The sequence below is a fragment of the Stutzerimonas chloritidismutans genome (assembly GCF_038562055.1).
Lineage (GTDB): Bacteria > Pseudomonadota > Gammaproteobacteria > Pseudomonadales > Pseudomonadaceae > Stutzerimonas > Stutzerimonas chloritidismutans_A.
In genome coordinates this window covers 105,194-128,952 of the sequence record NZ_JBCFXD010000006.1, presented here as the reverse complement: position 1 = coordinate 128,952, position 23,759 = coordinate 105,194, and the positions used below count along the sequence as shown (strand labels likewise).

The 23,759-nt window shown below is 61.0% G+C and carries 23 protein-coding genes; 21 read left to right on the top strand and 2 right to left on the bottom strand.

Annotated elements, in window-relative coordinates; genetic code table 11:
- Positions 1-9 precede the first annotated feature (9 nt).
- The 6 genes from AAGW23_RS11410 to AAGW23_RS11385 all read left to right on the top strand — a co-directional run bounded on the left by AAGW23_RS11410 (position 10) and on the right by AAGW23_RS11385 (position 5,329).
- On the top strand, positions 10-1,128 hold the full coding sequence (locus tag AAGW23_RS11410) for a glycosyltransferase family 1 protein (protein WP_342406608.1): 1,119 nt from the start codon (positions 10-12) through the stop codon (positions 1,126-1,128).
- 144 nt (positions 1,129-1,272) lie between these two features.
- Positions 1,273-2,490: a glycosyltransferase family 4 protein gene (locus tag AAGW23_RS11405; RefSeq protein WP_342406607.1), complete on the top strand. Its 1,218-nt coding sequence runs from the start codon at positions 1,273-1,275 to the stop codon at positions 2,488-2,490.
- A 34-nt stretch (positions 2,491-2,524) separates the two neighbouring features.
- A complete protein-coding gene (locus tag AAGW23_RS11400; RefSeq protein ID WP_342406606.1) occupies positions 2,525-2,854 on the top strand; it encodes a hypothetical protein in 330 nt (109 codons plus the stop codon).
- Positions 2,855-2,876: 22 nt separating this feature from the next.
- A complete protein-coding gene (locus AAGW23_RS11395) occupies positions 2,877-3,104 on the top strand; it encodes a hypothetical protein (protein WP_342406605.1) in 228 nt (75 codons plus the stop codon).
- A gap of 114 nt (positions 3,105-3,218) precedes the next feature.
- Entirely contained in the window at positions 3,219-4,217 is a 999-nt protein-coding gene (locus tag AAGW23_RS11390; protein WP_342406604.1) for a glycosyltransferase, read from the top strand.
- Between the two features lie 41 nt (positions 4,218-4,258).
- Positions 4,259-5,329, top strand: a complete 1,071-nt coding sequence (locus AAGW23_RS11385; RefSeq protein WP_342406603.1) for an acyltransferase — start codon at positions 4,259-4,261, stop codon at positions 5,327-5,329.
- Positions 5,330-5,348: 19 nt separating this feature from the next.
- Here the strand turns inward: AAGW23_RS11385 and AAGW23_RS11380 are convergent, their stop codons facing one another.
- On the bottom strand, positions 5,349-5,759 hold the full coding sequence (locus AAGW23_RS11380) for a response regulator (protein WP_342406602.1): 411 nt from the start codon (positions 5,757-5,759) through the stop codon (positions 5,349-5,351).
- The gene (locus AAGW23_RS11375; protein WP_342406601.1) at positions 5,752-7,230 is read right to left on the bottom strand and encodes an ATPase domain-containing protein; all 1,479 of its coding nucleotides are present in this window, start codon (positions 7,228-7,230) and stop codon (positions 5,752-5,754) included. The genes AAGW23_RS11380 and AAGW23_RS11375 overlap by 8 nt, the downstream gene beginning before the upstream one ends.
- A gap of 294 nt (positions 7,231-7,524) precedes the next feature.
- Here AAGW23_RS11375 and AAGW23_RS11370 point away from each other — a divergent pair, with 294 nt between their 5' ends.
- The 15 genes from AAGW23_RS11370 to AAGW23_RS11300 all read left to right on the top strand — a co-directional run bounded on the left by AAGW23_RS11370 (position 7,525) and on the right by AAGW23_RS11300 (position 23,684).
- Complete coding sequence (locus tag AAGW23_RS11370; protein WP_342406600.1) at positions 7,525-9,129, top strand: sensor domain-containing diguanylate cyclase; 1,605 nt, start codon at positions 7,525-7,527, stop codon at positions 9,127-9,129.
- A gap of 134 nt (positions 9,130-9,263) precedes the next feature.
- Positions 9,264-10,586 (top strand): 30S ribosomal protein S12 methylthiotransferase RimO, encoded by a 1,323-nt coding sequence (gene rimO, locus AAGW23_RS11365; RefSeq protein WP_342406599.1) that lies wholly within the window; start codon positions 9,264-9,266, stop codon positions 10,584-10,586.
- A gap of 393 nt (positions 10,587-10,979) precedes the next feature.
- Positions 10,980-11,786 (top strand): outer membrane protein OmpK, encoded by an 807-nt coding sequence (locus AAGW23_RS11360; RefSeq protein ID WP_342406598.1) that lies wholly within the window; start codon positions 10,980-10,982, stop codon positions 11,784-11,786.
- Between the two features lie 224 nt (positions 11,787-12,010).
- Complete coding sequence (locus AAGW23_RS11355) at positions 12,011-12,676, top strand: TetR/AcrR family transcriptional regulator (protein WP_342406597.1); 666 nt, start codon at positions 12,011-12,013, stop codon at positions 12,674-12,676.
- 42 nt (positions 12,677-12,718) lie between these two features.
- A complete protein-coding gene (locus AAGW23_RS11350; RefSeq protein ID WP_342406596.1) occupies positions 12,719-13,663 on the top strand; it encodes a LysR family transcriptional regulator in 945 nt (314 codons plus the stop codon).
- A 372-nt stretch (positions 13,664-14,035) separates the two neighbouring features.
- Entirely contained in the window at positions 14,036-15,016 is a 981-nt protein-coding gene (locus tag AAGW23_RS11345; protein WP_342406595.1) for an isopenicillin N synthase family dioxygenase, read from the top strand.
- Positions 15,009-15,770: an alpha/beta hydrolase gene (locus tag AAGW23_RS11340; RefSeq protein ID WP_342406594.1), complete on the top strand. Its 762-nt coding sequence runs from the start codon at positions 15,009-15,011 to the stop codon at positions 15,768-15,770. The genes AAGW23_RS11345 and AAGW23_RS11340 overlap by 8 nt, the downstream gene beginning before the upstream one ends.
- A 40-nt stretch (positions 15,771-15,810) precedes the next feature.
- Entirely contained in the window at positions 15,811-16,791 is a 981-nt protein-coding gene (locus AAGW23_RS11335) for an ABC transporter substrate-binding protein (protein WP_342406593.1), read from the top strand.
- A gap of 4 nt (positions 16,792-16,795) precedes the next feature.
- Positions 16,796-17,596 (top strand): ABC transporter ATP-binding protein, encoded by an 801-nt coding sequence (locus AAGW23_RS11330; protein WP_342406592.1) that lies wholly within the window; start codon positions 16,796-16,798, stop codon positions 17,594-17,596.
- Entirely contained in the window at positions 17,586-18,359 is a 774-nt protein-coding gene (locus AAGW23_RS11325) for an ABC transporter permease (protein ID WP_342406591.1), read from the top strand. Before AAGW23_RS11330 ends, AAGW23_RS11325 begins: the two co-directional genes overlap by 11 nt.
- A 44-nt stretch (positions 18,360-18,403) precedes the next feature.
- Positions 18,404-18,874, top strand: a complete 471-nt coding sequence (locus AAGW23_RS11320) for a nucleoside deaminase (RefSeq protein WP_342406590.1) — start codon at positions 18,404-18,406, stop codon at positions 18,872-18,874.
- A 126-nt stretch (positions 18,875-19,000) separates the two neighbouring features.
- Complete coding sequence (locus tag AAGW23_RS11315; RefSeq protein WP_342406589.1) at positions 19,001-19,738, top strand: SDR family oxidoreductase; 738 nt, start codon at positions 19,001-19,003, stop codon at positions 19,736-19,738.
- Between the two features lie 302 nt (positions 19,739-20,040).
- The gene (locus AAGW23_RS11310; protein WP_342406588.1) at positions 20,041-21,585 is read left to right on the top strand and encodes an ABC transporter ATP-binding protein; all 1,545 of its coding nucleotides are present in this window, start codon (positions 20,041-20,043) and stop codon (positions 21,583-21,585) included.
- 10 nt (positions 21,586-21,595) lie between these two features.
- Entirely contained in the window at positions 21,596-22,702 is a 1,107-nt protein-coding gene (locus tag AAGW23_RS11305) for an ABC transporter permease (RefSeq protein ID WP_342406587.1), read from the top strand.
- A gap of 55 nt (positions 22,703-22,757) precedes the next feature.
- On the top strand, positions 22,758-23,684 hold the full coding sequence (locus tag AAGW23_RS11300; RefSeq protein WP_342406586.1) for an ABC transporter permease: 927 nt from the start codon (positions 22,758-22,760) through the stop codon (positions 23,682-23,684).
- Positions 23,685-23,759: the final 75 nt, after the last annotated feature.

Genomic DNA, 23,759 nt, shown 5'->3' with positions numbered 1-23,759 from the left:
GAACTCAAGATGATCGTGATCAATGCTCGCTTCCTGACCCAGGACATGCGAGGCGTACAGCGGTTCGCGGAGCAGATCTGTTTGCAGCTCAAAGACTTGCGCGACGACCTGGTCTTCGTCGCGCCTGATGACATACGGCTGCACGACAGCGCCGAACAACTGCAGGTCCAGCGTATAGGCCGACACCGGGGGCACTTGTGGGAGCAACTGGATCTCCCCATGTGGCTGGCACGCAATGGCTCTCCCCCTCTGGTCTCCCTGTGCAACACCGCCCCGCTGTTCTACGGCAACCAGATTGCGACACACCACGACATCACCTACATCAGGCACCCGGAAAGCTATTCCAGGACGTTCAGAGCCATGTACCGAAACCTGACCCCGGTTCTGCTTAGCCGAACCAAGGCGTTGATCACCGTCAGCGAATTTTCCAGAGGGGAAATAGCCGGCCATTACGGTTATCCGGCAAGCAGTATTTGCGTCGTGCCGAACGCCGTGGACGCACGCTTTCAACCCTTTTGCGCACAACAATGTCCACGCGAGGCAGCGCCTTACCTCCTGGCCGTGTCATCGCCCAGCGCGCACAAGAATTTCGCCCGAATGGTCGCGGCCTTCCTGAGCATGGAGGGCCTCGATGAGGTTGAGCTGCGCATCATCGGAGACTCCAACCGGGTTTTCTCGGGGAGCCTCCACGACGTGGCCGGTAGTCGACGCATTCGCATGCTGGGCAGGCTGACGGACGAGGAGCTGGTAGAGGCCTACCAAGGTGCGGCTGCCTTTGTGTTTCCTTCACTATATGAAGGGTTCGGCATCCCTCCGCTCGAAGCGCAGGCCTGTGGTTGCCCGGTTATCGCCGCGCGTGCCGCATCCATTCCCGAGGTTCTCGGCGACAGCGCGCTGTACTTCGACCCCCTGAAGGTAAAGGACATCTCCCAGAGCATGCAGCGGATCCTGCGGGACGAAACCTTGCGTCAGGACCTGCGCCGTCGAGGCAGGGCAAACGTCGCGCGATATTGCTGGAACACCTCGGCTCGTCAGGTCTCCAGACTTATAGACCTGGCGTTCACTGGCGTGCGCGATGCCGCCGTCAAAGGCATCAATCCGCTGCCGATCAGCCAGCCCAAGCACTAGCCGGGATGCGGGTCCGCAACCAGCGGTCCCGACATCCCCGCCTTGCTGGCGAATGAAGCATCACGTCAGCGTCTGCGACTGCGCTTCCCGTCACTGCAACAGGAGTGACGGCTGCCACTCCCCTACCTAGAAAAGGCCATCGCAATGAAAATCGCCATAATTCATGACTGGCTAGTGACCTATGCCGGTGCCGAGCGGGTGCTTGCCGGACTGCTGGACGTCTGGCCGGAAGCCGACCTGTATTCCGTGATCGATTTCCTCTCCGATGAGGACCGCGCCAACCTCGGCGGCAAGCGCGCCACCACCACTTTCATCCAGCAATTGCCGAAGGCGAAGACGCACTATCAGAAGTATCTGCCGTTGATGCCGCTGGCCATCGAGCAGCTGGACATGTCGGGTTACGACCTGGTGATCTCCAGCAGCCATGCCGTCGCCAAGGGCGTATTGACCGGGCCCAACCAACTGCATATCAGCTACGTGCACTCGCCCATCCGCTATGCCTGGGATTTGCAGCATCAATACTTGCATGAAGCGAGTCTGGATCATGGATTCAAGGCCAAACTGGCGCGCATGCTGCTTCACTACATGCGCATGTGGGATCAGCGAACCGCCAGTGGTGTTGACGATTTCGTCGCCAACTCACACTTCATCGGTCGGCGCATCAACAAGAGCTACCGTCGCGAATCCACGGTGATCTACCCACCGGTCGACACACGTCAGTTCACGCTCCACGAGGCGAAAGAGGATTACTACCTGACGGCCTCGCGAATGGTGCCTTACAAGCGCATCCCGATGATCGTCGAGGCGTTCTCCCGAATGCCGGACAGGAAGCTCATCGTGATCGGCAGTGGGCCGGAAATGGAAAAGGCCAAGGAGCTCGCCACGCCGAACGTGACGCTCATGGGTTATCAAAGCTTCGCCGTGCTGCTGCACCATATGCAGCGCGCCCGTGCCTTCGTATTTGCCGCAGAAGAGGACTTTGGCATCGCACCCATCGAAGCCCAGGCCTGCGGCACGCCGGTCATTGCCTACGGCAAAGGAGGTGTGCTGGAAACCGTACGGGGGATCGACCATCCTGAGCCAACGGGCGTGTTCTATAACGAGCAGACACCTGAATCGTTAATGGCCGCCGTAGAGCGATTCGAGGTGTACGCGCATCAGATCCAGCCTGAGACATGCCGCACAAGCGCGGAGCGATTTTCAACCGAACGATTCAGGCAGGAGATCAAAGCATTCGTCGATACTAGGGTTCGAGAGGTTTCGTTGATCCAAGGGCAGGATGCGCTACTGGATCTACCAACGATCACCTCTCTGAATGTGGCTCAGGTTTACCCGACGGCAATTCCTATGAAGCATGCCTAACCGAGTCCTCACTCCCCATTGCGAGGCTTCAAGGATGAACACAACTACCGCAGCACAATACTTTCAAACCATTTCGGCATTAAGCCTCGCGCTGTTGATCGGCGGTACGGCAAGCGCCAATCACCGATCGGACTTGCCAAGCAAAGACGGGCATTTGCATGACTCTGGCCATTCCATGCAGAGCAAAACAGGCTGTGCGAAGCCTCGCGGAGCAACTCTGTTCAACCTCGGAATGCGTCCGAACGCCCCGCAGTGTGCGGGCAGTTCCAATTCAGACCTAGTGATACCCGCGCCGATCCGCCTGGCAAAGCCGCTTGCAGGCAACCCATACCGTTCAAACGAAACCATCCGCTACTCGTTTTAACCCACGTGATATTGGAGTCGCTATGGACAGTGCAGACCAAACCCAGCGAACCCTGGTGTATGCCGACGGATATTCCTATACGGAATTTTTCCAAGCGCCGCCCGACCCGGGCGACGCGTCCGGGCCCAGCAGATTGATCAGTGTTTTCCATGCATTGTTCACCCCGGACCGCGATGTCTTATTCACCGCAGTCGAGCCGGCCTCTGAAGCGCAGCCATACGCCGCCACTTCATCCAACCAAATCGCCTGATTAGAAGAACTAGCTAGCGCTCCCGCTACCCGCTACCGCAGCGCCGCAAGGGCCTTGCCGGGAGCGTCACGCCCCAGGGTAGCGGGCCGCTCACGTTTCTACGCCGAGACAACCATGACTTCGAAAACCACAGTGGTCACCGTGACCTACGGAGACCGGCTGCCGTTTGTGCAGCAATCGATTGAGCGCGCCCTGAGTTTTCCCGCAGTCAGCAACGTGGTGGTGGTAAGCAACGCATCGCTGGCGTCTCTGGATCAGTTGGTACAGCGCTGGCCAGATCAGGTCCGTGTGATTGAACTGGCCGAAAACACAGGGTCCGCCAATGGCTACGCCGTGGGGCTTGAGGCCGCCCTGGCGTCCGATGCTGATTTCATCTGGATGATGGACGACGACAACCTGCCCACCGCCGCCGCAGTATCGATCTTGCACCGTGAGCTCACGCGTCTGACTGGCCTGCTCGGCTCGGATCGAGTCGCAGTCCTGGGCTACCGTGAGACCCAACAGGCCGACATTGCGCAGGGCATACCTGCCCGATACATCCGGCAACCGCGCTCCAGCTATTTCGGGTTTCACATCGCCCAATTGCCTTACAAAATCTGGAGGCGACTGCCTTGGGGCAAGCGAGCCGGCCCGCTACCGACAAGCATCAGCCTGCCCTTCGCGCCCTACGGCGGCATGCTCGCGCACCGCAGCCTGTATGAGCGGATAGGTCTGCCGCTCAGGGAGCTCGTCCTTTACGTTGACGACACCGAATACACCCGGCGCATCACGGCCAGCGGTGGGCGGCTGTTTCTCTTTACCGAAGCCGTGATCGAGGAGCTGGAGCAGTCCTGGAACACAAAACAGCGCACTCGAAACATCTATGAAACCTTCCTGCTCGGCGACTCTGACTTCCGCGCCTATTACACCGCACGCAATCAGGCCTGGTTCGACAAGAACGTCTGGGCTGCTTCCCCCCGTCTCCATCGCATCAACCGAGCGATGTTTCTCACCCTGTTGCGCCTCGTCGCTCGGCTGCGCAACAGCCGCAAGCGTCTGGCGCTCATTGAGCAAGCCATTCACGACGGCGAATCCGGTGCCTTAGGAATGAGCAAGACATTCCCCTTGCGTTGACCTGGCCACCTCGGGCGTTTCAGAAACATCAGGAGCCGTGCATGGACATCGCCTCAATGCAACGCGACGAAAACAACTTCGACTTTCTACGCTTTTTCGCTGCATCCGCAGTGGTGCTGGGTCATTGCTATTGGCTCTCTGGACTGGGCGCTGTCGAACCGGTGCGGCTGTTTACCGGCTCCATGGACACCGCCGACATTGCGGTGAACCTGTTCTTCGTCATGAGCGGTTTTCTGATCGCCGCCTCCTGGATTCACAGCCGAAGCGGTCTGGACTTCGCCGGCAAACGAGCACTGCGGATATTTCCCGCGCTGGCGGTATCGACGCTGTTCACGGCCTTCGTCGTCGGCCCACTGGCCACCGAGCTTTCGCTCGGGGAGTATCTGCTCAACACCCAGACCGTCCGCTATCTATCCAATGCGGCGCTGTTCACGCAGTTCCACCTGCCCGGCGTCTTTACTGAAAATCCATTCCCGGAGACCGTCAACGGATCGGTATGGACGCTGCCTTACGAAGTACTGATGTACACGGTGCTGTTGATGCTAGGGCTGCTCAGGCTGTTTGGACGCGTGGCGGTTGTCGCAGTGCCGATCGTGCTTATGTTTGTCCACTTTTTCCTGGTACCGAAGCTGGGGCTGGAGAGCGATATCCTGCGCAAGGTAACCCGCCTGGGAATGTTTTTCTTTCTTGGCGCAGCGCTATACCTCTATCGCAATCTGCTGCGGTGGAACTGGAAAGTCGCGCTTGTGCTGCTTTCGCTGTCGCTGCTCAGTGCCAGGACCGAATCGTGGTTCTTCGTTCATGTCCTGACATTGCCCTACCTGACCATCTATCTGGCGCATCTGAAAATTCCGCGGCTCTCACGCTTCGGCCGATACGGTGACTTCTCGTACGGCATCTATATTTTCAGTTTTCCAGTACAGCAGCTGCTCATGCATTGGTTGGGTCCGCACCTGTCGTTGCCTGCATTCATGGTGATCAGTCTGGTAGCGAGCATCGCCATCGCTGCAGTGTCCTGGTATCTGATTGAGTCGCCAGCGTTGCGCCTCAAGCGCTTCCTGCCGGGCAGTCGGCAAGGTATCAGCGGTACGGGCCTGAGCCCGGCACCCTGAGTGCGACACTCTTATCGGCCTAGCGAGTCGCCTTCGAGGATGAGCCGTCGTCCTCGAGGAGACGGCGAATGGTGGCCACCAGTGCCTCCAAGCCGGTGCCCTTCGGCAGAAAATGATCGACCAGACCGTCGATTGGAAGCTGCTGGGGCAACGCAGCACTCATCAGCAGAATGGGCACGTCGTCGTACGCCGGGTTCTTGCGTATCGCGCGCACCATCTCGAAGCCATTGAGCTCTGGCATCATGTAGTCGGTGATGATCAGCGCGGGCTTTTCCTGCTCGAGCTTGACCAAGCCCTGCGCACCGTTTGCCGCTTCGACGACTCGGTAACCCTCGTCCTCTAAGATCATCACCATCAGCTTGCTGAGGCCGAGCTCATCCTCGACCAGCAACACGAGCGGTTGGAGACCTTGGGGCTGCTCGTCACACATCCCGCCCTCCCGTCAAGGTTTGACGGTGGGGCTGCCCCGTCACGACCCCCTCAGTACGCTCCATCCTCCCTCCGAGCTTGAATCCGCCCTCGCCCAGATAGAACGCGTACACATAGGGGTCGAAGCCGCTTTCGCGCATCTTCAGGATCGCCAGCGTTCGATAGAGCCGCGACTCGAGTTCCGCATACCTCAGCAGAATGATGTTCTCGGCGATCGCGGAGACTGCAGCGAACTGCAGTCCATTCTCCCCCCCGACGATCTCTGCCAACTCCGCGGTAAATACAGTCGTAACACCCTCGCAACGGAGAATGGCCGTCAGGGTGCTGACAAAACGCCCCAGCCGCTGCTCGTTGACCGCCGCCTGTTTGAACGCGTCGATGCCGTCGATGAACAGCCGTTTCACGCCTCGCCGGCGAACTTCCTCGATAATTTCCTCGGCGAGCTGATCCTGCAGCAGCTCGGTTGGCGTGTGATGAACCACCTCCACAACGCCGCTGTCGATCATGGCTTCCAACTCGAGTCCGAGTGCTTTCGCTCGACGTCGCAGCCTGTGTGAATCTTCGTAAAAGCCAAAAATCAGACCGGGCTCGGCTTCACTGCTGTCGCAGATAAAGCTAAGTCCCAAGGTGGTCTTGCCCACCCCTGTTGGGCCTACCAGCAAGGTCGTCGAGGAAAAAGGAATACCGCCCTGAATGATGTCGTCGAGCCCAACAACACCGGTGCTCAGACGCTCATCGCGCATGGGTGCCGATTCCAATTCGCCGGTAACTGCCTCGAGCCGTGGGAACACACGGAAACCGTCGCTGGTGATCGAACTCATGTGTCGACCGGAAATAAAGTCGCTGCCGCGGAACTTGCGTACCTGCAAATACCGGTAGGTCCGGAACTGATCCTCGTCACTGCCCAGGTGCAACCAACCATCAACCATCGTGAACTCAGGGCTGCCAGAGTCGCGTTTGCTGTTGGTCAGCAACAGGATGGTGCAGCCAACTACGTCAGCGTAAATCGACAGGTCATTGATGAACTCGCGGAAGGCACGCTCCGAGGCGGCGTTTTCTTCCAGCGCGAACAGCCCGTCGATCACGATCAACGAGGCCTGTTGACGCTTTCCATTGCGCGTGAGGTAACGCAGGATGCCGTCCAGCCCGTCGGTACGGAGAATGTCGAACGCACTTTCATAGACCACCGAAGTGCCGGCGTATTGGTTGTCCATGAACGCCATGTTCTGCAGATGGCGAAGCAGACGGTGATGGGTTTCGGCTAGCAAGGTCACATACAGGGAACGCTCGCCACGGGCTGCCCAGCTGTAACAGATCTGGTTGGCCAGAATGGTTTTCCCCTCACCCGGCCCACCCTGGACGATGTATACCGCTCGGGGCAGCAGACCGCCCTTGAGGACCGCGTCCAACCCTGGCACGCCAGTCGGAACATGAGCTGGCGCGGTTGGCGAGTAGGTAGAGTTGTCGATCACAGCAGCTTTCCGTTTCGATCAGTGCGCGCATGGTAGCAAAGGCACCCCGGACCAGATCACTCGCCAGTGCACATTGGTCACCTTCCGGGCCCGGTTGTTCATGTTTCATACAAGGTATGACAGGGGAAGCGATCAATAATCTTGCTTGCCTGCCTGATGACCGTGTTAGGGTCTCGCGAGCTGCACGCCCAGCGCCAGAACCTGCCAGACCTGTTGTCGATTGTTTGCCGTCATTGCTGGAGGCAAGGCAACAAACGCCCTAACATCCCGCCGAGATTGACTACAGCTGGAACTATGCAAACCGCTCGCCTACCTCGCTTGGACTTGCGCCGACTGATCATCCTGTTGGCAATGCTAAGTGGCTTGATCACGCTTGGCATTGGCTTCTACGCCAGCTACAAGGTCCAGCGCGACTCGCTGATCGGCAGCACACTCGCCGCCAACCAAGCGTATGCAGCGAAGTTGGCAGACGGAGCCGAAGAGTTCTTTCGTAGCGCCCAACAACAACTGGCTGTGAGCGCCGAGCTCATAGCCGCGCGGTTCCCGGACGTTAACCAATGGGACGCTGAAGCCAGGCGGCTTCGGGAACAGACCGACAGTTTCAATGCGGTGGTCATCACCAGCGCCGAAGGTAAGGTTCTCGCAACCGCCCCGAATACCGGACTACTGGTTGGCCAGAAGCTGAGCTCGCCGGGCGCAAGCCAAGCGCTCGCTGAACGCAAGCCCCTGATCAGCAGCCCCTATATATCGGCTCTGGGTACCTTGGTCGTCCTGATTTCCCATCCCATCGTGGCCGATGATGGGACCTACCTCGGCTATATCGGTGGGGTGATCTATCTGCGCGAGCGCAACATCCTGCATAGCATGTTGGGTCAACACTTCTATCAGGACGGCTCCTACCTCTATGCCGTCGACCAGACGCGAAGGTTGCTCTATCACCCTGAGCCGAAACGGCTGGGTACGGTAGTGAGCGAGAACGCAGTGATCGACAGGGCGCTGCAAGGGGAGTCGGGAAGCCTTCGGGTAGTAAACAGCCAAGGCGTAGACATGCTGGCAGGCTATGCGGCCTCACCGGCCGCCGGCTGGGGCATCGTGGCTCAGCGGCCAACAGCTATTACCTTGCAACCGCTCGATGACCTGATGTTCAAGGTTGCCCGCCAGACCGCGCCGCTGGCCCTGCTGACGTTACTGTGCATCTGGGGCCTGGCGACGCTGATTACTCGACCGCTGTCGCAACTGGCCCAGCGCGCCAGCCAAATGGACGCCCCCAACACCGCTGAGCGCATCCAGCGTATCCGCTCGTGGTATTTCGAAGCGGCCCAGCTCAAGCGCGCCATGCAATTGGGTATCAGCCTGCTGCATCAGCGCATCGGCAAGCTCAATCTGGATGCTCAGACCGATCCGCTGACTGGGCTGCACAATCGTCGGGGCCTTACCTTCGCGCTAGAGTTGCTCCGCAGCGAAGGTCAGTCCTTTGCAGTCATTGCACTAGACATCGACCATTTCAAACGCATCAACGACACCCATGGTCATGATGTAGGCGATACCGTCATCCAACAGATGGCTGGACTGATGAAGACCTGCTCGCGGGACGCCGACATTCTCTGTCGCAGCGGCGGCGAGGAGTTCTTGATGCTATTGCCTAATACCACGCTCGATTCGGCGTTGCTGGTAGCCGAACGCCTGCGTATGTGCGTCGAGCTGGAGCAGATCCCGGTGGTTGGTCACATCACCGTTTCGCTGGGAATTGCAGTCTGGCCCATGCACGCCAGCGACATCGAGCGCGTCTTGAAACTCGCAGATGCCGCGCTCTACCGGGCCAAGCAACACGGGCGCAATCGCTCGGAAATCGCTGAACCCGATCAGTACTTGCAGGACAATTCCAAGACGGACGCTTGAGCGCTGTAAACCCCGCGGCGTGGGTGCTGACATGATTCTGCCTTGACCGGGGCGACGGCAGACATGGCTAAAAAATACCCAGTTCTGTATACTCGCGCGCCTTTTTCTTGCGCGGTTTTCGAGGTTCAAAGTCGATGAGCAAAACGCCAACAGTCGGGTTCGTCAGCCTGGGTTGCCCCAAGGCCACGGTCGACTCTGAACGCATCCTGACCCAGCTGCGCATGGAGGGCTACCAGATCGTACCGTCCTACGAGGATGCCGATGTGGTGGTGGTCAACACCTGCGGCTTCATCGACAGCGCCAAGGCCGAATCGCTGGACGCCATCGGTGAAGCCATCGCCGAGAACGGCAAAGTGATTGTCACCGGCTGCATGGGCGTCGCCGAAGACAATATCCGCAGCGTGCACCCCAGCGTCCTGGCCGTGACCGGCCCGCAGCAGTACGAGCAGGTGGTCAACGCCGTACACCAGGTGGTGCCACCGAACATCGATCACGACCCCTTCGTCGATCTGGTCCCGCCGCAGGGCATCAAGCTGACCCCGCGTCATTACGCCTATCTGAAGATTTCCGAAGGCTGCAACCATACCTGCAGTTTCTGCATCATTCCGTCCATGCGCGGCAAGCTGGTCAGCCGTCCGGTAGGCGATGTGCTCAGTGAAGCCGAGCGTCTGGTCAAGGCCGGTGTAAAGGAGATCCTGGTGATTTCTCAGGACACCAGCGCCTACGGCGTCGACGTCAAGTACAAGACCGATTTCTGGAACGGCCAGCCGGTCAAGACCCGGATGCTGGAGCTGTGCCAGGCATTGTCGAGCATGGGCGTGTGGGTGCGACTGCACTACGTGTATCCCTACCCGAACGTCGATGACGTGATCCCGCTGATGGCTGCCGGCAAGCTCTTGCCGTACCTGGACATCCCCTTCCAGCACGCCAGCCCGAAAGTGCTCAAGGCCATGAAGCGTCCAGCCTTCGAAGACAAGACCCTGGCGCGCATCAAGAAGTGGCGCGAGATCTGCCCGGAGCTGACCATCCGCTCCACCTTCATCGTGGGCTTTCCCGGCGAGACCGAGGAAGACTTTCAGTACCTGCTCAACTGGCTGACCGAAGCCCAGCTCGACCGCGTGGGCTGCTTCCAGTATTCGCCCGTCGAGGGCGCGCCCGCCGAAGCCATGGCCCTCGAGCCTGTACCGGACGACGTAAAACAAGACCGCTGGGACCGTTTCATGGCCCATCAGCAAGCCATCAGTGCGGCGCGCCTGGAACGCAAGATTGGCCAGGAACTTGACGTGCTCATTGACGAAGTCGACGAAGACGGCGCCATCGGTCGCTCATGGGCTGATGCCCCTGAAATCGACGGCATGGTCTATGTCGACAGCGAGCGCCCACTGCAGGCTGGTGAAAGGGTCCGTGTTCGGGTCACCAGTGCCGATGAATACGACCTCTGGGGCGAAGTGATCTGATAAAACCCAACTGAACGCGCTAAGCCCCGTACCCACGGGGCTTTTTTCTGTCCAGCAAGGCAACGCGCCCATGCGTCATCCATGAATCGGCGACCTGCATCAACACTGCGGCCGCTTAATGAATGAGTGCGGCTTCTGGGCGAGAGCAAATGGCTCATTGCTGCATCGAGATGAAGCATTGTCCGCTTGGTCAGGTTCTTTCTGGGGCAAGAACCTGCGCTGGCGCCGAACAAGCCCGGTGCCATAGCCGGCCGGACGCCTTATCTGACTGATAAATAAAGAATAATTCGAACATAAGGCAGCTCGAGAGCACTTGGCTCAAGACTTGCTTCGTCAGATTCATCTGACCGTTCGGCCAAGAAAAAAGCACACATAACGCAACAGGAGCGCTACATGAAATCCATACTGACCACTGCCGCACTCGCCAGCAGCATGATGCTCGCTGGCCAGGCAATCGCCGCACCGATGCTCTGGCAGAACAACAGCCTGACGTATCTGTATGGGAACGACTTCAAGGTCGACCCGGATACCCAGCACACCCTGACCTTCGAACATGCCAGCGGCTGGACCTACGGCGACGTGTTCATGTTCGTCGACTACAAGTGGAATGAAAGTACGGACGACAGCGACGCCGCACGGACCTACTACGGCGAGTTCAGCCCGCGCCTTTCGCTCGGCAAGACCACCGGAATGGATTTCTCCTACGGCCCGATCAAGGATGTACTGATCGCTTTCACCTACGAGCGCGGCGAGGACGAAGTGCAGAACTACCTGCTCGGGCCGGCCGTCGACCTGGCGGTCCCAGGCTTCGACCGCCTGGCCATAAACACCTACTACCGCAAGCCCGATGGCATCCGTAACAAAGCATCAGGCCAGTGGCAGATCACCCCGACTTGGGCCATCACCATTCCTGTCGGCAGCTCGGACATTCTGTTCGACGGCTTTATCGACTGGGTCGTGAATGATGCCGGGAATGAAGGCTCGGACGACTTCCAATCGAAGAACCTGCACATCAACCCTCAGGTTAAATACGACCTCGGCAAGGCCGTGTATCAAAAAGCCGGTCAGCTCTATGTCGGTATCGAATATGACTACTGGTCGAACAAGTACGGCATCAAAGACGGCGGCTTCGTTAGCGAAAACTTTGTTGGCCCGACCGACCAGAGCGCCTGGAATGCCATCGTGAAGGTGCATTTCTAATATGCACAGCCGCTCGTTCTACGGGCGGTATGCCGCCTTGAACGGTCTTGTTCACGAGCGGCGGCGCCCAAACGGTGCCGCCGTTGTGCTGTCTCGACCCCGCGTCAGTTCGGCGTAGGTGCACGACCCGTCCGAAGGTCTGTAGCCACCGTCTCCGTAGCCCGAGTAGGCTAGCATTCGATAGCGCATCGGGCCTGATGCCGCCCATACAGGGAAAGGACCTTATGACTACTTTCGACGCCTTGCTCCCCCCGACGCCAACCGACGGCAAACGCACCGGGCGGATTCGCCAGAAGAACGAAGAGCTGATCCTGTCAGCCGCGGCGGAAGAGTTCGCCCACCACGGCTACAAGGGCACCAGCATGAACGCGATAGCCCTTCGAGCAGGCCTGCCGAAGGCCAACCTGCACTACTACTTCACCAACAAGCTCGGCCTTTACGTCGAAGTGATGCGGCATATCCTCGAACTCTGGGACAGCGCTTTCGATCACCTCACCGTCGAGGATGATCCGGCCGTTGCGCTGGCTGATTACATCCGCACCAAGATGGCGTTTTCCCGCAAACAGCCACAGGCCTCGAAGATCTTCGCAATGGAGGTCATCAGCGGTTGCGAATGCCTTTCCGCGCATTTCGACGAAGACTATCGCGAGTGGTTTCGCGGTCGCGCAGCGGTGCTGCAAGCCTGGAGCGATGCCGGCAAGATGGACCCGATCGACCCTATGCACCTGATCTTTCTGATCTGGAGCAGCACCCAGCATTACGCGGACTTCTCCGATCAGATCCGACGCATCACCGGTCAACGCCGCGTCACCAAGGATGATTTCGAGCGCGGCACCGAGACGCTCATCCAGGTGATTCTCAAAGGGTGTGGCCTGACTCCGCCACGCTGATCGCCGCACCACTCACCGTTTGTTCCCGAGCCGTCATCCTGCATGTCCCGACGCCTGCGCATTCATTCTCCCGCCATCCATTACTTCGACATGGTGCGGCGTTGCCAGTCGATCCGCGAAGCGGCGCGGCGGCTCAACGTAGCCTCCTCCGCCGTGAACCGGCAGATCCTCAAGCTGGAAGGTGAAATCGGCTCGCCGCTGTTCGAGCGCCTTCCAGCGGGCCTGCGCCTGACCGCGGCCGGCGAAGTCTTCGCGCGTCACGTCCTCGTGGTATTACAAGACGCGGCGCGCGCGAGCTCGGAACTCGACGCGCTGCAAGGCCTGCGCACCGGCCATGTGGAGATCGCCACTGTCTCAGGAGTCACCGTCGACTTGTTGCCCTCGGTGCTGGAAAGCATGACAGCACGCTATCCGCACATCACCGTCGGAGTGACCAGCCTGGGATCGCAAGCCATTCCCGACGCAGTCGTCAGTGGCCAGGCCGACATCGGCATAGCCTTCGCGCTGCGGCGGACTGCCGATCTGCAACAGCTGGGCGTCGGTCATTTTCGCCTTGGCGCCATCGTTCCTGCGGGCCATCCGCTGGCCGACCGGCGCGAGGTGAGCTTCTCGACCTGTGCTGAGCATCGCCTGATTCTGGCCAAAAGCGACCTCTCGATTCACCACCTGCTCGCCCCGGTATTGGCACGCACCCGTTCGCCGCAGAAAGCGGCACTGGAAACCAGCTCGGTGGAACTTGCCGCGCAGATGGCCAAACGTGGCGCCGGCATCGCCTTCCAGACACGCATCGGCATCGAGGCGGAGCTGTCTGCAGGAAGCCTGGTGCACCTGCCCCTGAACGACAATGGCCAGGTGCTCAGCGATCTCGGCGTGTACGTGCGCAGCTCGCGCTACCTGCCCGTGGCGGTGGATGCATTCGTTCGCGCGCTCTGCGAGGAAATCACTCTTCGCGAACAACGCGAGCGCACCGATGCCGGACTGAACTGACGCCCCCCAACCCTCCGGCGCGCCCCTGCCCTGCCACTCCCAACAGCTCAGAACAAACCCTTCAGAACTGCACGCTAAGTGCTCCAGCCATCCGATGAGAGCGAAGTTTTTTCGCCTCACTCAAAACCCGCCTGAGTGCGCCCTTTCGGAGCACACGGCTTCGGCTAAAAGCTGCCCTCAGACCTGCAGATCACGCACGGCATGGATAACCACAAGCCCCGTTTTAGAGCGCCCCAAGCCCTATAAAGAGGCAGCGAGCGCTGATGCCGAAACGGCATCGGCATGCGCGATATTCTCTTCTTTTGAGTACAACCGACGCGGCGGATACTGCAACGCAAAGGGTCCCAGCCCTTACGTACGCAGGAGCTTTTCATGGCTTATTCTCTCGTCCCAGGCCCCACACCCGCATGCCAGCTGCCCCTGATTGATCTGACCGGCCTGCTCGGTGATGACCCACAGGCACGCATCGTTGTTGCCGAGGAGATGGGACTTGCCTGCCGTGACTGGGGATTTTTCTACATCCACCACCATGGCATCGACACTGCGCTGCAAGCGGCTGTATTCGAACAGGCGCGGCAGCTATTCGACCTGCCTGACGACGCCAAACGGGCGTTGGACAAAGCCGCCTCGTCCGCCAACCGCGGCTATGAAGCGCTGCGTGGACAGCGCCTGGAACCAGGCGCGCCGGCCGACTTGAAGGAAGGCTTTTACCTGGGCCGTGAGCTTTCTGCCGAGGACCCGCGTGTACAGGCGGGACGCTTCAACCACGGGCCGAACCAGTGGCCGGCGACCCTGCCCGATTTCCGCCCTGCCATGGAGCGTTATCACGCCGCCATGACCGATCTCGCCGAGCAGCTGATGGCAGGGCTGGCGCTATCGCTTGGGCTGCCGGAGGCGTACTTCGCCGGCTTCTGTGAAAACGCCATGGCCACCCTGCGGCTGCTGCACTATCCACCGCAACCCGCACAGGCAGCGCCCGGCCAAAAGGGGTGCGGCGCGCACACCGACTTCGGCGGCCTGACACTGTTGCTGCAGGACGACAAACCCGGCCTGCAAGTCTGGAATCACCGCACTCAGGACTGGATGGACGCTCCGCCACTAGAGGGCAGCTATGTAGTCAACCTCGGCGACATGATCGCCCGCTGGACCAACGACCGTTACCGCTCGACCCTGCACCGCGTGGTCAATCTGTCCGGTCGCGAGCGTTACAGCGTGCCGTTCTTCTACGGCGGCAACCCCGATCATCTCGTCAGCTGCATACCGACCTGTCTCGCGCCCGCAGAGGCGCCGCGCTACCCAAGCGTCACGGTCGAAGAACACTACCGCGAGATGTATCGGAGGACGTATGCCTGAACGCCATGTCGTACTGATTCACGGCGCCTGGGCCGGCAGCTGGGTCTGGGACGGATTGCTCGACGGGCTGCGGTCTGCCGGCTTCACGCCCCATGCCGTGGACCTGCCCGGTAACGGCAGCGATGACACACCAGCTGCGGCGGTGAGCCTGGACCTATACGCGTCGCATGTGTGTGCACTGATAGACCAACTGGAGGGCCCCGTACAGGTGGTGGCACATTCCGGTGGCGGAATGACCGCGACGGCCGTGGCCGAACGGCGGGCCGAGCGCCTGGCGGGCCTGTCCTATGTTGCCGGCATGATGTTGCCCAGCGGCCTGTCATTTGCGGAAGCCTGCGGAGAGCTGGTCAGCACGGCGCCGGAAGTATCCGGCGTAGGCCCTTTTCTAGAGCGCAGCGCCGACGGCCTCGGCACCCGAGTCCCCGCCGAAATCGCCTGTGCACTGTTTTTCCATGATGTGCAGCTGCCGCAAGCGCTGGCCGCCGCGCAGCGATTGGGAATACAGCCCGACGGCGGGCGTGCCGTTGTCGCGCGCTGGACTGCCGAACGCTTTGGCCGGGTGCCACGCCTGTACATCGAATGCAGCACGGACCGCTCCGTGGTGCCTGCCGTTCAACGCTGGATGCAGGAGCTTGTACCGGGCGCCGAGCGGGTCACGCTTGACTGCGGGCACGCGCCACAACTGGCTGCCCCGGACCGGTTGCTCAACAGCCTGCTGCCGTTTTTCTCACGCCATCCCGACCCCGTTTTCTGATCGACACCCTCTCGTGACGCCTATCAAGGAGCGACGCCCCATGTTCAAGAAAACCCTGATCGCCAGTTCGTTGCTGGTCCTGTTCTCGCAAGCCGCGCTGGCAGCCGATACCGTGCGCTGGCTGAACGACTGGCTGCCCGCCGGCGACAAAGCCGTAATCTATCTGGGCGTCGACAAGGGGCTGTTTGCCGAACAAGGCATCGATGTCGAAATCGCCAGCGCTCGTGGCGGTAGCGACGTGGTCACCAAACTGGCGACTGCCAGCGCTGACTTCGGCAGTGCCGGCCTGGCCTCGGTCCTGCAGGCCAGGGCACAGGGACCTGTGCCGGTGGTCGCCGTGGCACCGATCTACAACAAACAGCCAGACGCCTTCTTCACCGCAGAAGGCTCAGGCATCGAAGTGTTCAAGGACATCGCCGGCAAAACCGTCGCGACCCCGACCTTCTCCGCCTCCAATGTGGTGTTTCCGCTTGTGCTCGAAGCCAACGGCATCGAGCGCGACGGCGTAGAGCTGCTCAAGCTCGACCCGGGCGCGCTGGCGCCGATGCTGGCCACCGGCAAGGTCGATGCGACCATTAACTGGGTGACTGTAGCGCCCGGTTTCGCCCGCTCGATGCAGGAAGCTGGCAAGCAACTCAAGGTTATTCCGTGGTCGGAGTACGGCTTCGAGGGTTATGGCCTGTCGCTGATCGCGTCCGAACGCTTTTTGAACGACCACCCCGAGGTCGCGAAGAAATTCATCAAGGCCTACCGCCAGGCCCAGGACATGGCCATTGCCGACCCCGCTGCGGCGGCGGCAGCGCTGAAGAAAATCGTTCCTGAAGTCGATGAGCAGCAGGCCGTCGAGCAATTCACCGCGTCAGTCCCCCTGATGCAAAACGAGATCAGCGAAGCCGAAGGCACCGCTCAATTCCACGCCGAGCGCCTGGAAACCACCTGGCAATGGGTCGCCCGCGCACAGAACCTGTCAAGCGACAGCCTCGACCCGATACAGGTCATTGCCAACGGCTTCGTCGAGTAACTCCATGAACCAGACCGAAACCCGCTCGGCTGCCCGGCCGAGCATCACCTTCGAGCAGGTCCGGCAGGTATTCACGTCGTCGGACGGCAGCGAAGTGGTGGCCCTCGACGACACCAGTTTCTCCATCGAACGCCATGAGTTCATCGCTGTGATCGGCCCGTCAGGCTGCGGCAAGTCCACGCTGCTGCGCATTCTTGCTGGTCTGATTCGGCCCACCAGCGGTCAGGTCAGCATTTACGGCAAGACCCTGGACGGACCGCGCGACGAGGTCGGCATCGTGTTTCAGAAGCCGACCCTGCTGCCGTGGTTGACGATCCGCGACAACCTGACCTTTCCGATGAAGCACAAATACGGCCGAGTCACCCAGCAGGAGCGCGAGCGTGGTGAAGAGCTGCTCCAGCTGGTGGGGCTTCAGGAATTCGGCGGCAAGCGACCGGATGAGCTGTCCGGCGGCATGCAACAGCGCGCAGGCATCGCCCGCGCGCTGTTGCACGATCCGGAGATCCTGCTGATGGACGAGCCCTTCTCGGCGCTCGACGCCCTGACCCGCGACGAACTCAGCCTGGAGCTGCTGAACATCTGGACCCAGCGCCCGAAGACGGTGCTCTTCATCACCCACTCAATCCCTGAAGCACTGCTGCTGGCCGACCGCATTCTGGTGATGTCGGCGTGCCCAGGCCGGGTGACCGAGATCATCGATGTCGATATACCCCGACCACGGTCGCTGGACACGCTCACGGAGCCCCGTTTCAACGAGCTCGCCAACCATATCCGTCGTAAGGTCTTCAGCCGTCATGGTCTCTAAACGTGTATTGGGCGAGCGTTTCGCCCCTGGACTGGCCCTGCTCGGCCTGTTGTTGCTCTGGGAGGCAGCCTGCCGCCTGTTGAGCCTGCCGGCATTCGTCCTGCCCTCCCCGAGCGCCATTCTTGCCGCCACCTGGAAACTCGACCCTACGATCTGGGCCGAGCATATCTTCGCGACGCTGCGGGTCACCCTGCTCGGCTACGGGCTGTCGATTCTGATCGGGATTCCGCTGGCTATCGCGCTGGCATCGTCCAGGCTGCTGTCGCGCACGCTCTATCCACTGCTGGTCATCGTGCAGTCGACGCCCATCGTCGCCGTGGCGCCGATCATCGTTGTGGTTATGGGCGCCGGCGATTTGCCGCGCGTGTTCATCACGTTTCTGATCGCCTTTTTCCCCATCGTGGTGTCGACGGTGACCGGCCTGCTGGCGACCCCGCCTGAACTGATCGAACTGTCGCGCTCGCTGGGCGCCTCGCGGACACGGGAGTTTCGCAACATCCGCCTGCCCTACGCGATTCCTCACCTGTTCTCGGCACTGCGCATCTCCATCACCCTGGCGGTGATCGGCGCGGTGGTGGCCGAGTTCGTCGCGGCGGACAAGGGCCTGGGCTACTTCATCAATTTCTCGACCTCGATGTTCCAGGTCCCCCAGGCCTTCGCGGCCTTGATGATGCTGGTCATCATCAGCCTGGTGCTGTTTCAGCTCGTCGGCCTCGCACAACGCCTGCTCTTCACCTGGAGCCTGCCAAAAGGCGAAAGCTGACCCTTGCCTGCCATCAGATCTAACCTCTCAATGGACATCTCGCCATGCCCTTAGACGACACTGCCTTGCTGCGTAAAAGCTTCGACGTGGCGCGCCGCGCGCTGGCCGAGGGTACGCACCCCTTCGGCGCCATTCTGGTCGGCCCGGATGGCGAGACCCTGCTCGAACAGGGCAACGCCTACATGCCGGACCATGACATGACCGGCCACGCCGAGCGTGTACTGATGACCCGCGCTTCGACCCGCTATACGCCGGAATTCCTCTCGCGCTGCACCATGTACACCTCTGCCGAACCCTGCGCGATGTGCGCCGGTGCCGCGTACTGGGTGGGCTTGGGGCGCGTGGTGTACGGCCTGTCCGAGCGCCGCCTGAAGACCATCACCGGCAACCATCCGGAAAATCCCACGCTGGATCTGCCCTGTCGCGTGGTCTTCGAAGCCGGCCAGCGCAAGGTCGAAGTGATTGGCCCATTGCTCGAAGACGAAGCGGCAGCCTTGCACGACGGTATCTGGTGAGCTGCGCAGCGCCAGGATCAGGCAAGCCCTCGGCAGGATCGACATAACGCCAGGTGCGGCCCTCTGCCTAGCATTCAATCACGGCGCATAGGCGTGGATTCGAATGACCGAGCGGAGGTGCTGCACATGTCGAACAACAACGGAAAAATCGTACTCATCACTGGCGCCAGCAGTGGCATCGGCGAAGCCACGGCGCGTCTACTGGCCGCCAAAGGCGCCACGGTCGTACTGGGCGCACGCCGCCTGGAGCGGCTCGAACAGCTTGCCGCCACCATCACCGAAGCAGGTGGCAGCGCAGCCTTTCGTGCGCTGGATGTCACCAGCCGCGAGGACACCCAGGCCTTCGTCGATTTCGCCGAACAGCGCTTTGGCCGTGTCGACGTGATCATCAACAATGCCGGGGTGATGCCGCTATCACGCCTTGATGCCCTGAAAGTCGATGAGTGGGACCGAATGATCGACGTGAATATCCGCGGCGTGCTGCATGGCATTGCCGCCGCGCTACCGCTGATGCAGCGTCAGCGCTCAGGCCAGTTCATCAACATCGCATCCATCGGCGCGTACGCAGTCAGCCCCACTGCAGCGGTCTACTGCGCGACCAAGTACGCGGTTCGTGCCATTTCCGAAGGGTTGCGTCAGGAGGTCCGCGGGGACATTCGCGTCACTTTGGTTTCACCCGGTGTCACCGAATCGGAACTGGCCCAGAGCATTTCCGATGAGGGTGCACGGGCGGCCATGAACGATTTCCGTCGCATTGCCATTCCAGCCGAAGCCATCGCACGCGCCATAGCCTATGCCGTCGAGCAACCAGCCGATGTGGATGTAAGCGAACTGGTGGTCCGCCCAACTGCTAGCCCCTACTAGCGACACCATCATGGTTCTACTTACCGGCAGCCCGCATCGGGCTGCTCGGCTCGCGGACCTCGACGTTTCCCAATGCAAGCCGGTCTAAGCCTGGATTTTAATAAGCGCCTTCATCGCCCGCCCCACCCCGGTGCACCCAGAGGCTGCAATACCCTTCTTGGCACCAATTCGAAGCACGGATAAGGCCCGCTATTGTCGTGTGCCGACAGTCAGCCGCCCTGTTGTTCGCTTCGCTGCGGAATCCTGACTGCCTGGCCAGCTTTTTGCTATTCACTCGGTCATGACTTCCAGTGGATGTTCCCATGCCCGATACCTCCCAACCGCGCCTGCAGCTGAACGGCATCACCAAGCAATATCCAGGCTGCCTGGCCAATGACCGCATCGATCTCACCATCAATGCCGGTGAAATACACGCGCTGCTCGGCGAGAACGGGGCCGGCAAAAGCACACTGATGAAGATCATCTACGGCGTCACGCAACCCGATGCCGGGGAGATCCGCTGGGAAGGCCAGCCGGTCGTCATGCGCGACCCGGCGCAGGCCCGCGAGCGGGGCATCGGCATGGTCTTTCAGCACTTCTCGCTGTTCGAAACCCTGAGCGTCGCCGAGAACGTGGCGCTGGCACTCGGTGCCGCCGCCGGCACGCCCAAACAGCTGGAATCGAAGATCCGTGATGTATCCCAGCGTTATGGCATGCCGCTGGAACCTCATCGCCTGGTTCATAGCCTCTCCATCGGCGAGCGACAGCGGGTGGAGATCGTTCGCTGCCTGATGCAGGACATCAAACTGCTGATTCTCGACGAACCGACCTCCGTACTCACGCCACAGGAAGCCGACGACCTGTTTGCCGTGTTGCGCCGGCTGGCGGCGGAAGGCTGCAGCGTTCTGTTCATCAGCCACAAACTGAACGAAGTGCGAGCGCTATGCGAGGCCGCGACAGTGCTGCGCGGCGGGCGTGTGTCCGGTGACTGCATACCCGCCGAATGCAGCGATCTGGACCTCGCACGGCTGATGGTCGGCGACGCCGAGGGGCTTGAAGCGGAGTATCCGAAAGCCACGGGCGGTGCGCCTTTTTTACAGGTCGCGTCGCTGTCCTGGCACAACGCCGATCCGTTCGGCGTGTCACTTGAACAGATCATGCTTGAGGTCCGTGCAGGAGAAATCGTCGGTATCGCCGGTGTCGCCGGCAACGGCCAGGACGAGTTGCTCGCACTGCTCAGCGGGGAACAGCGTCTGGCGCGAAACCAAGGCGCGCACATCCGCTTTCTCGATTCCCCTGTAGCGCACCTGGCGCCGGACGCCCGTCGTCGCCAGGGGATGACCTTTGTCCCAGCCGAGCGCCTCGGCCATGGGGCGGTGCCGGAGATGAGCCTGGCTGACAACGGGTTGCTGACCGCTTTTCAACAGGACGGAATGGTGCAGAGCGGATTGATTCGGCACAGCCGAGTCGAGGCGTTCGCCCGGCGCATCATCGAGACGTTTGCGGTGAAGACACCGGGCACCCACACCCCAGCGCGCAGCCTCTCGGGCGGCAATCTGCAGAAATTCATCCTCGGTCGCGAAATCCTCCAGCAACCAAAACTGCTGATCGCTGCGCATCCGACCTGGGGCGTGGATGTCGGCGCCGCCGCAGCGATTCACCGTGCGTTGATTGAGCTGCGCGATGCGGGCGCCGCCATTCTGGTGATCTCGGAAGACCTCGAAGAGCTGTTCCAGATCAGCGACCGCATCGGCGCGCTGAGCCACGGCCGCTTGTCACCGCTGCAGCCTACCGCTGCCACCAGCGCCACGGACGTCGGTCGCTGGATGGCGGGACAGTTCGACCACCCCACGACCACAGCCGCCTGAGAATTCCATCATGTTGTTATCCCTCGAACCCCGCGGGTACGAATCGCGCCCGATGCTCTGGCTTTCGCCCTTGCTGGCTGCGCTGCTGACTTTGATCAGCGGCGCTCTGTTGTTTGCGTCACTCGGTCATCCGCCGCTGGAAACCTTGCGTGTGCTGCTGATCGACCCGGCCAGCGACCTGTACGGCGTTTCCGAACTGTTGGTCAAGGCGCTGCCGATCCTGCTCTGTGCCCTGGGCCTGGCCGTGGTTTACAACGCGCGGATCTGGAACATCGGCGCGGAAGGCCAGCTGCTGATTGGTGCGTTGGCAGGCAGCGCGGTGGCCGTGCATGTCATCGAATGGGATTCGCGCTGGGCGCTGGTGCTCAGCCTGCTCGTAGGGACCCTCGGCGGTGCCGCTTGGGCGGGACTCTGTGCCTGGCTGCGCACGCAATTCAACGCCAACGAGATCCTCACCAGCATCATGCTCAACTACATCGCGCTGAATTTGCTGCTATTCGCCGTGCACGGCCCGCTCAAAGATCCGGAGGGTTTCAACTTTCCCGAGTCGGCCATGTTCGGCGACGCCACGCGGCTGCCGCAGCTGTTCGAGGACCTGCGCGTGCACGGCGGCTTCTACTTCGCATTGCTGGCACTGGTGGTGGTGTGGGTGCTGTTGCAGAAGAGCTTTCTGGGTTTTCAGATCAAGGTGCTGGGACTCGACAAGCGCGCTGCCGGCTTCGTCGGCTTCCGCGAGAAGCGGCTGATCTGGATCGCGCTACTGATCAGTGGCGGCCTGGCCGGTCTGGCCGGTGTATCGGAAGTCGTCGGCCCAATTGGCCAACTGGTGCCACAGGTATCACCAGGCTACGGCTACGCGGCGATCACCGTGGCCTTTCTCGGTCGACTCAATCCCATCGGGATCGTCTTTGCCAGCCTGTTGATGGCGCTGCTTTATCTCGGCGGAGAGAACGCCCAGATGGCCGCCAACCTGCCCCAATCGATCACTCAGCTGTTTCAGGGCATGGTGCTGTTTTTTCTGCTGGCGTGCGATGTGCTGATTCTCTATCGCCCGCGGCTCAAGGGCTGGAGCCGCAAGGCGCAACCCACATTACTCAAGGCGGAGCCTACCGCATGATCCTCCCGCCCCCCTCTTCCGATGATTTGCCGCTTGCAGCCCGAGGCTTGATTTGATGGATATCGATCTACTCACCAATATCTTCTACGCCATGATCCGGACCGGCACGCCGCTGCTGCTGGTGGCGCTCGGCGAACTGGTCTGTGAAAAGTCCGGCGTCCTCAATCTCGGTCAGGAAGGCATGATGCTGTTCGGCGCAGTGGCAGGGTTCATCACCGCTTTCGCCACCGGCAATCTCTGGCTCGGCGTGGTGTTTGCTTGCCTGGGCGGCATGCTGCTCTCGCAGCTGTTCGCACTGGTGGCGCTGGGCTTCAATGCCAATCAGGTGGCCACCGGACTGGCGCTGACTATCTTCGGCGTCGGCTTGTCATCATTCATTGGTGCCGGTTGGGTCGGTAAACCACTGGCCGGTTTCGAGCCGATCGCCATTCCACTGCTCAGCGACATCCCGTTGATCGGGCGCATGCTGTTTGCCCAGGACTTGCTGGTCTATCTGTCATTTGCGCTGTTCGCGCTGGTCGCCTGGGTGCTGTTGAAAAGCCGCATCGGGCTGATCATCCAGGCGGTTGGCGAGAACCCCGATGCCGCCAGCGCCATGGGCCTGCCGGTGCTGCGGGTACGTGCGCTGGCCGTGCTATTCGGCGGTGCCATGGCTGGGCTGGCGGGCGGCTATCTGTCGCTCGCCTACACACCGATGTGGGCGGAAAACATGACCGCAGGCCGTGGCTGGATCGCCCTGGCGCTGGTGGTCTTTGCCAGCTGGCGGGTGGGTCGCGTGCTGCTCGGCGCTTATCTGTTCGGCCTTGCCAGCATCCTGCATCTGGTCGCGCAGGGGATCGGTTTGTCGATACCTGGCAACCTGTTGGCGATGCTGCCTTATGTGGCGACCATCATCGTGCTGGTGCTGCTGTCGCGTGACGCCATCCGCACCCGTCTGTACGCGCCGGTATCGCTGGGACAACCCTGGAAAGCGGGTCATTGACCGCCCTTGAAAGCGGGGCCTACAGGCCCTGCTTCCATCCGCACGCCCTTGCCATCTCACTCGATCGACCCGCAG

Excerpts from the sequence above, each read along its gene's own strand:
- AAGW23_RS11410 (WP_342406608.1), top strand. The coding sequence starts at position 10 with ATGATCGTGATCAATGCTCGCTTCCTGACCCAGGACATGCGAGGCGTA.
- AAGW23_RS11405 (WP_342406607.1), top strand. The coding sequence starts at position 1,273 with ATGAAAATCGCCATAATTCATGACTGGCTAGTGACCTATGCCGGTGCC.
- AAGW23_RS11400 (WP_342406606.1), top strand. The coding sequence starts at position 2,525 with ATGAACACAACTACCGCAGCACAATACTTTCAAACCATTTCGGCATTA.
- AAGW23_RS11395 (WP_342406605.1), top strand. The coding sequence starts at position 2,877 with ATGGACAGTGCAGACCAAACCCAGCGAACCCTGGTGTATGCCGACGGA.
- AAGW23_RS11390 (WP_342406604.1), top strand. The coding sequence starts at position 3,219 with ATGACTTCGAAAACCACAGTGGTCACCGTGACCTACGGAGACCGGCTG.
- AAGW23_RS11385 (WP_342406603.1), top strand. The coding sequence starts at position 4,259 with ATGGACATCGCCTCAATGCAACGCGACGAAAACAACTTCGACTTTCTA.
- AAGW23_RS11380 (WP_342406602.1), bottom strand. The coding sequence starts at position 5,759 with ATGTGTGACGAGCAGCCCCAAGGTCTCCAACCGCTCGTGTTGCTGGTC.
- AAGW23_RS11370 (WP_342406600.1), top strand. The coding sequence starts at position 7,525 with ATGCAAACCGCTCGCCTACCTCGCTTGGACTTGCGCCGACTGATCATC.
- rimO (WP_342406599.1), top strand. The coding sequence starts at position 9,264 with ATGAGCAAAACGCCAACAGTCGGGTTCGTCAGCCTGGGTTGCCCCAAG.
- AAGW23_RS11360 (WP_342406598.1), top strand. The coding sequence starts at position 10,980 with ATGAAATCCATACTGACCACTGCCGCACTCGCCAGCAGCATGATGCTC.
- AAGW23_RS11355 (WP_342406597.1), top strand. The coding sequence starts at position 12,011 with ATGACTACTTTCGACGCCTTGCTCCCCCCGACGCCAACCGACGGCAAA.
- AAGW23_RS11350 (WP_342406596.1), top strand. The coding sequence starts at position 12,719 with ATGTCCCGACGCCTGCGCATTCATTCTCCCGCCATCCATTACTTCGAC.
- AAGW23_RS11345 (WP_342406595.1), top strand. The coding sequence starts at position 14,036 with ATGGCTTATTCTCTCGTCCCAGGCCCCACACCCGCATGCCAGCTGCCC.
- AAGW23_RS11340 (WP_342406594.1), top strand. The coding sequence starts at position 15,009 with ATGCCTGAACGCCATGTCGTACTGATTCACGGCGCCTGGGCCGGCAGC.
- AAGW23_RS11335 (WP_342406593.1), top strand. The coding sequence starts at position 15,811 with ATGTTCAAGAAAACCCTGATCGCCAGTTCGTTGCTGGTCCTGTTCTCG.
- AAGW23_RS11330 (WP_342406592.1), top strand. The coding sequence starts at position 16,796 with ATGAACCAGACCGAAACCCGCTCGGCTGCCCGGCCGAGCATCACCTTC.
- AAGW23_RS11325 (WP_342406591.1), top strand. The coding sequence starts at position 17,586 with ATGGTCTCTAAACGTGTATTGGGCGAGCGTTTCGCCCCTGGACTGGCC.
- AAGW23_RS11320 (WP_342406590.1), top strand. The coding sequence starts at position 18,404 with ATGCCCTTAGACGACACTGCCTTGCTGCGTAAAAGCTTCGACGTGGCG.
- AAGW23_RS11315 (WP_342406589.1), top strand. The coding sequence starts at position 19,001 with ATGTCGAACAACAACGGAAAAATCGTACTCATCACTGGCGCCAGCAGT.
- AAGW23_RS11310 (WP_342406588.1), top strand. The coding sequence starts at position 20,041 with ATGCCCGATACCTCCCAACCGCGCCTGCAGCTGAACGGCATCACCAAG.
- AAGW23_RS11305 (WP_342406587.1), top strand. The coding sequence starts at position 21,596 with ATGTTGTTATCCCTCGAACCCCGCGGGTACGAATCGCGCCCGATGCTC.
- AAGW23_RS11300 (WP_342406586.1), top strand. The coding sequence starts at position 22,758 with ATGGATATCGATCTACTCACCAATATCTTCTACGCCATGATCCGGACC.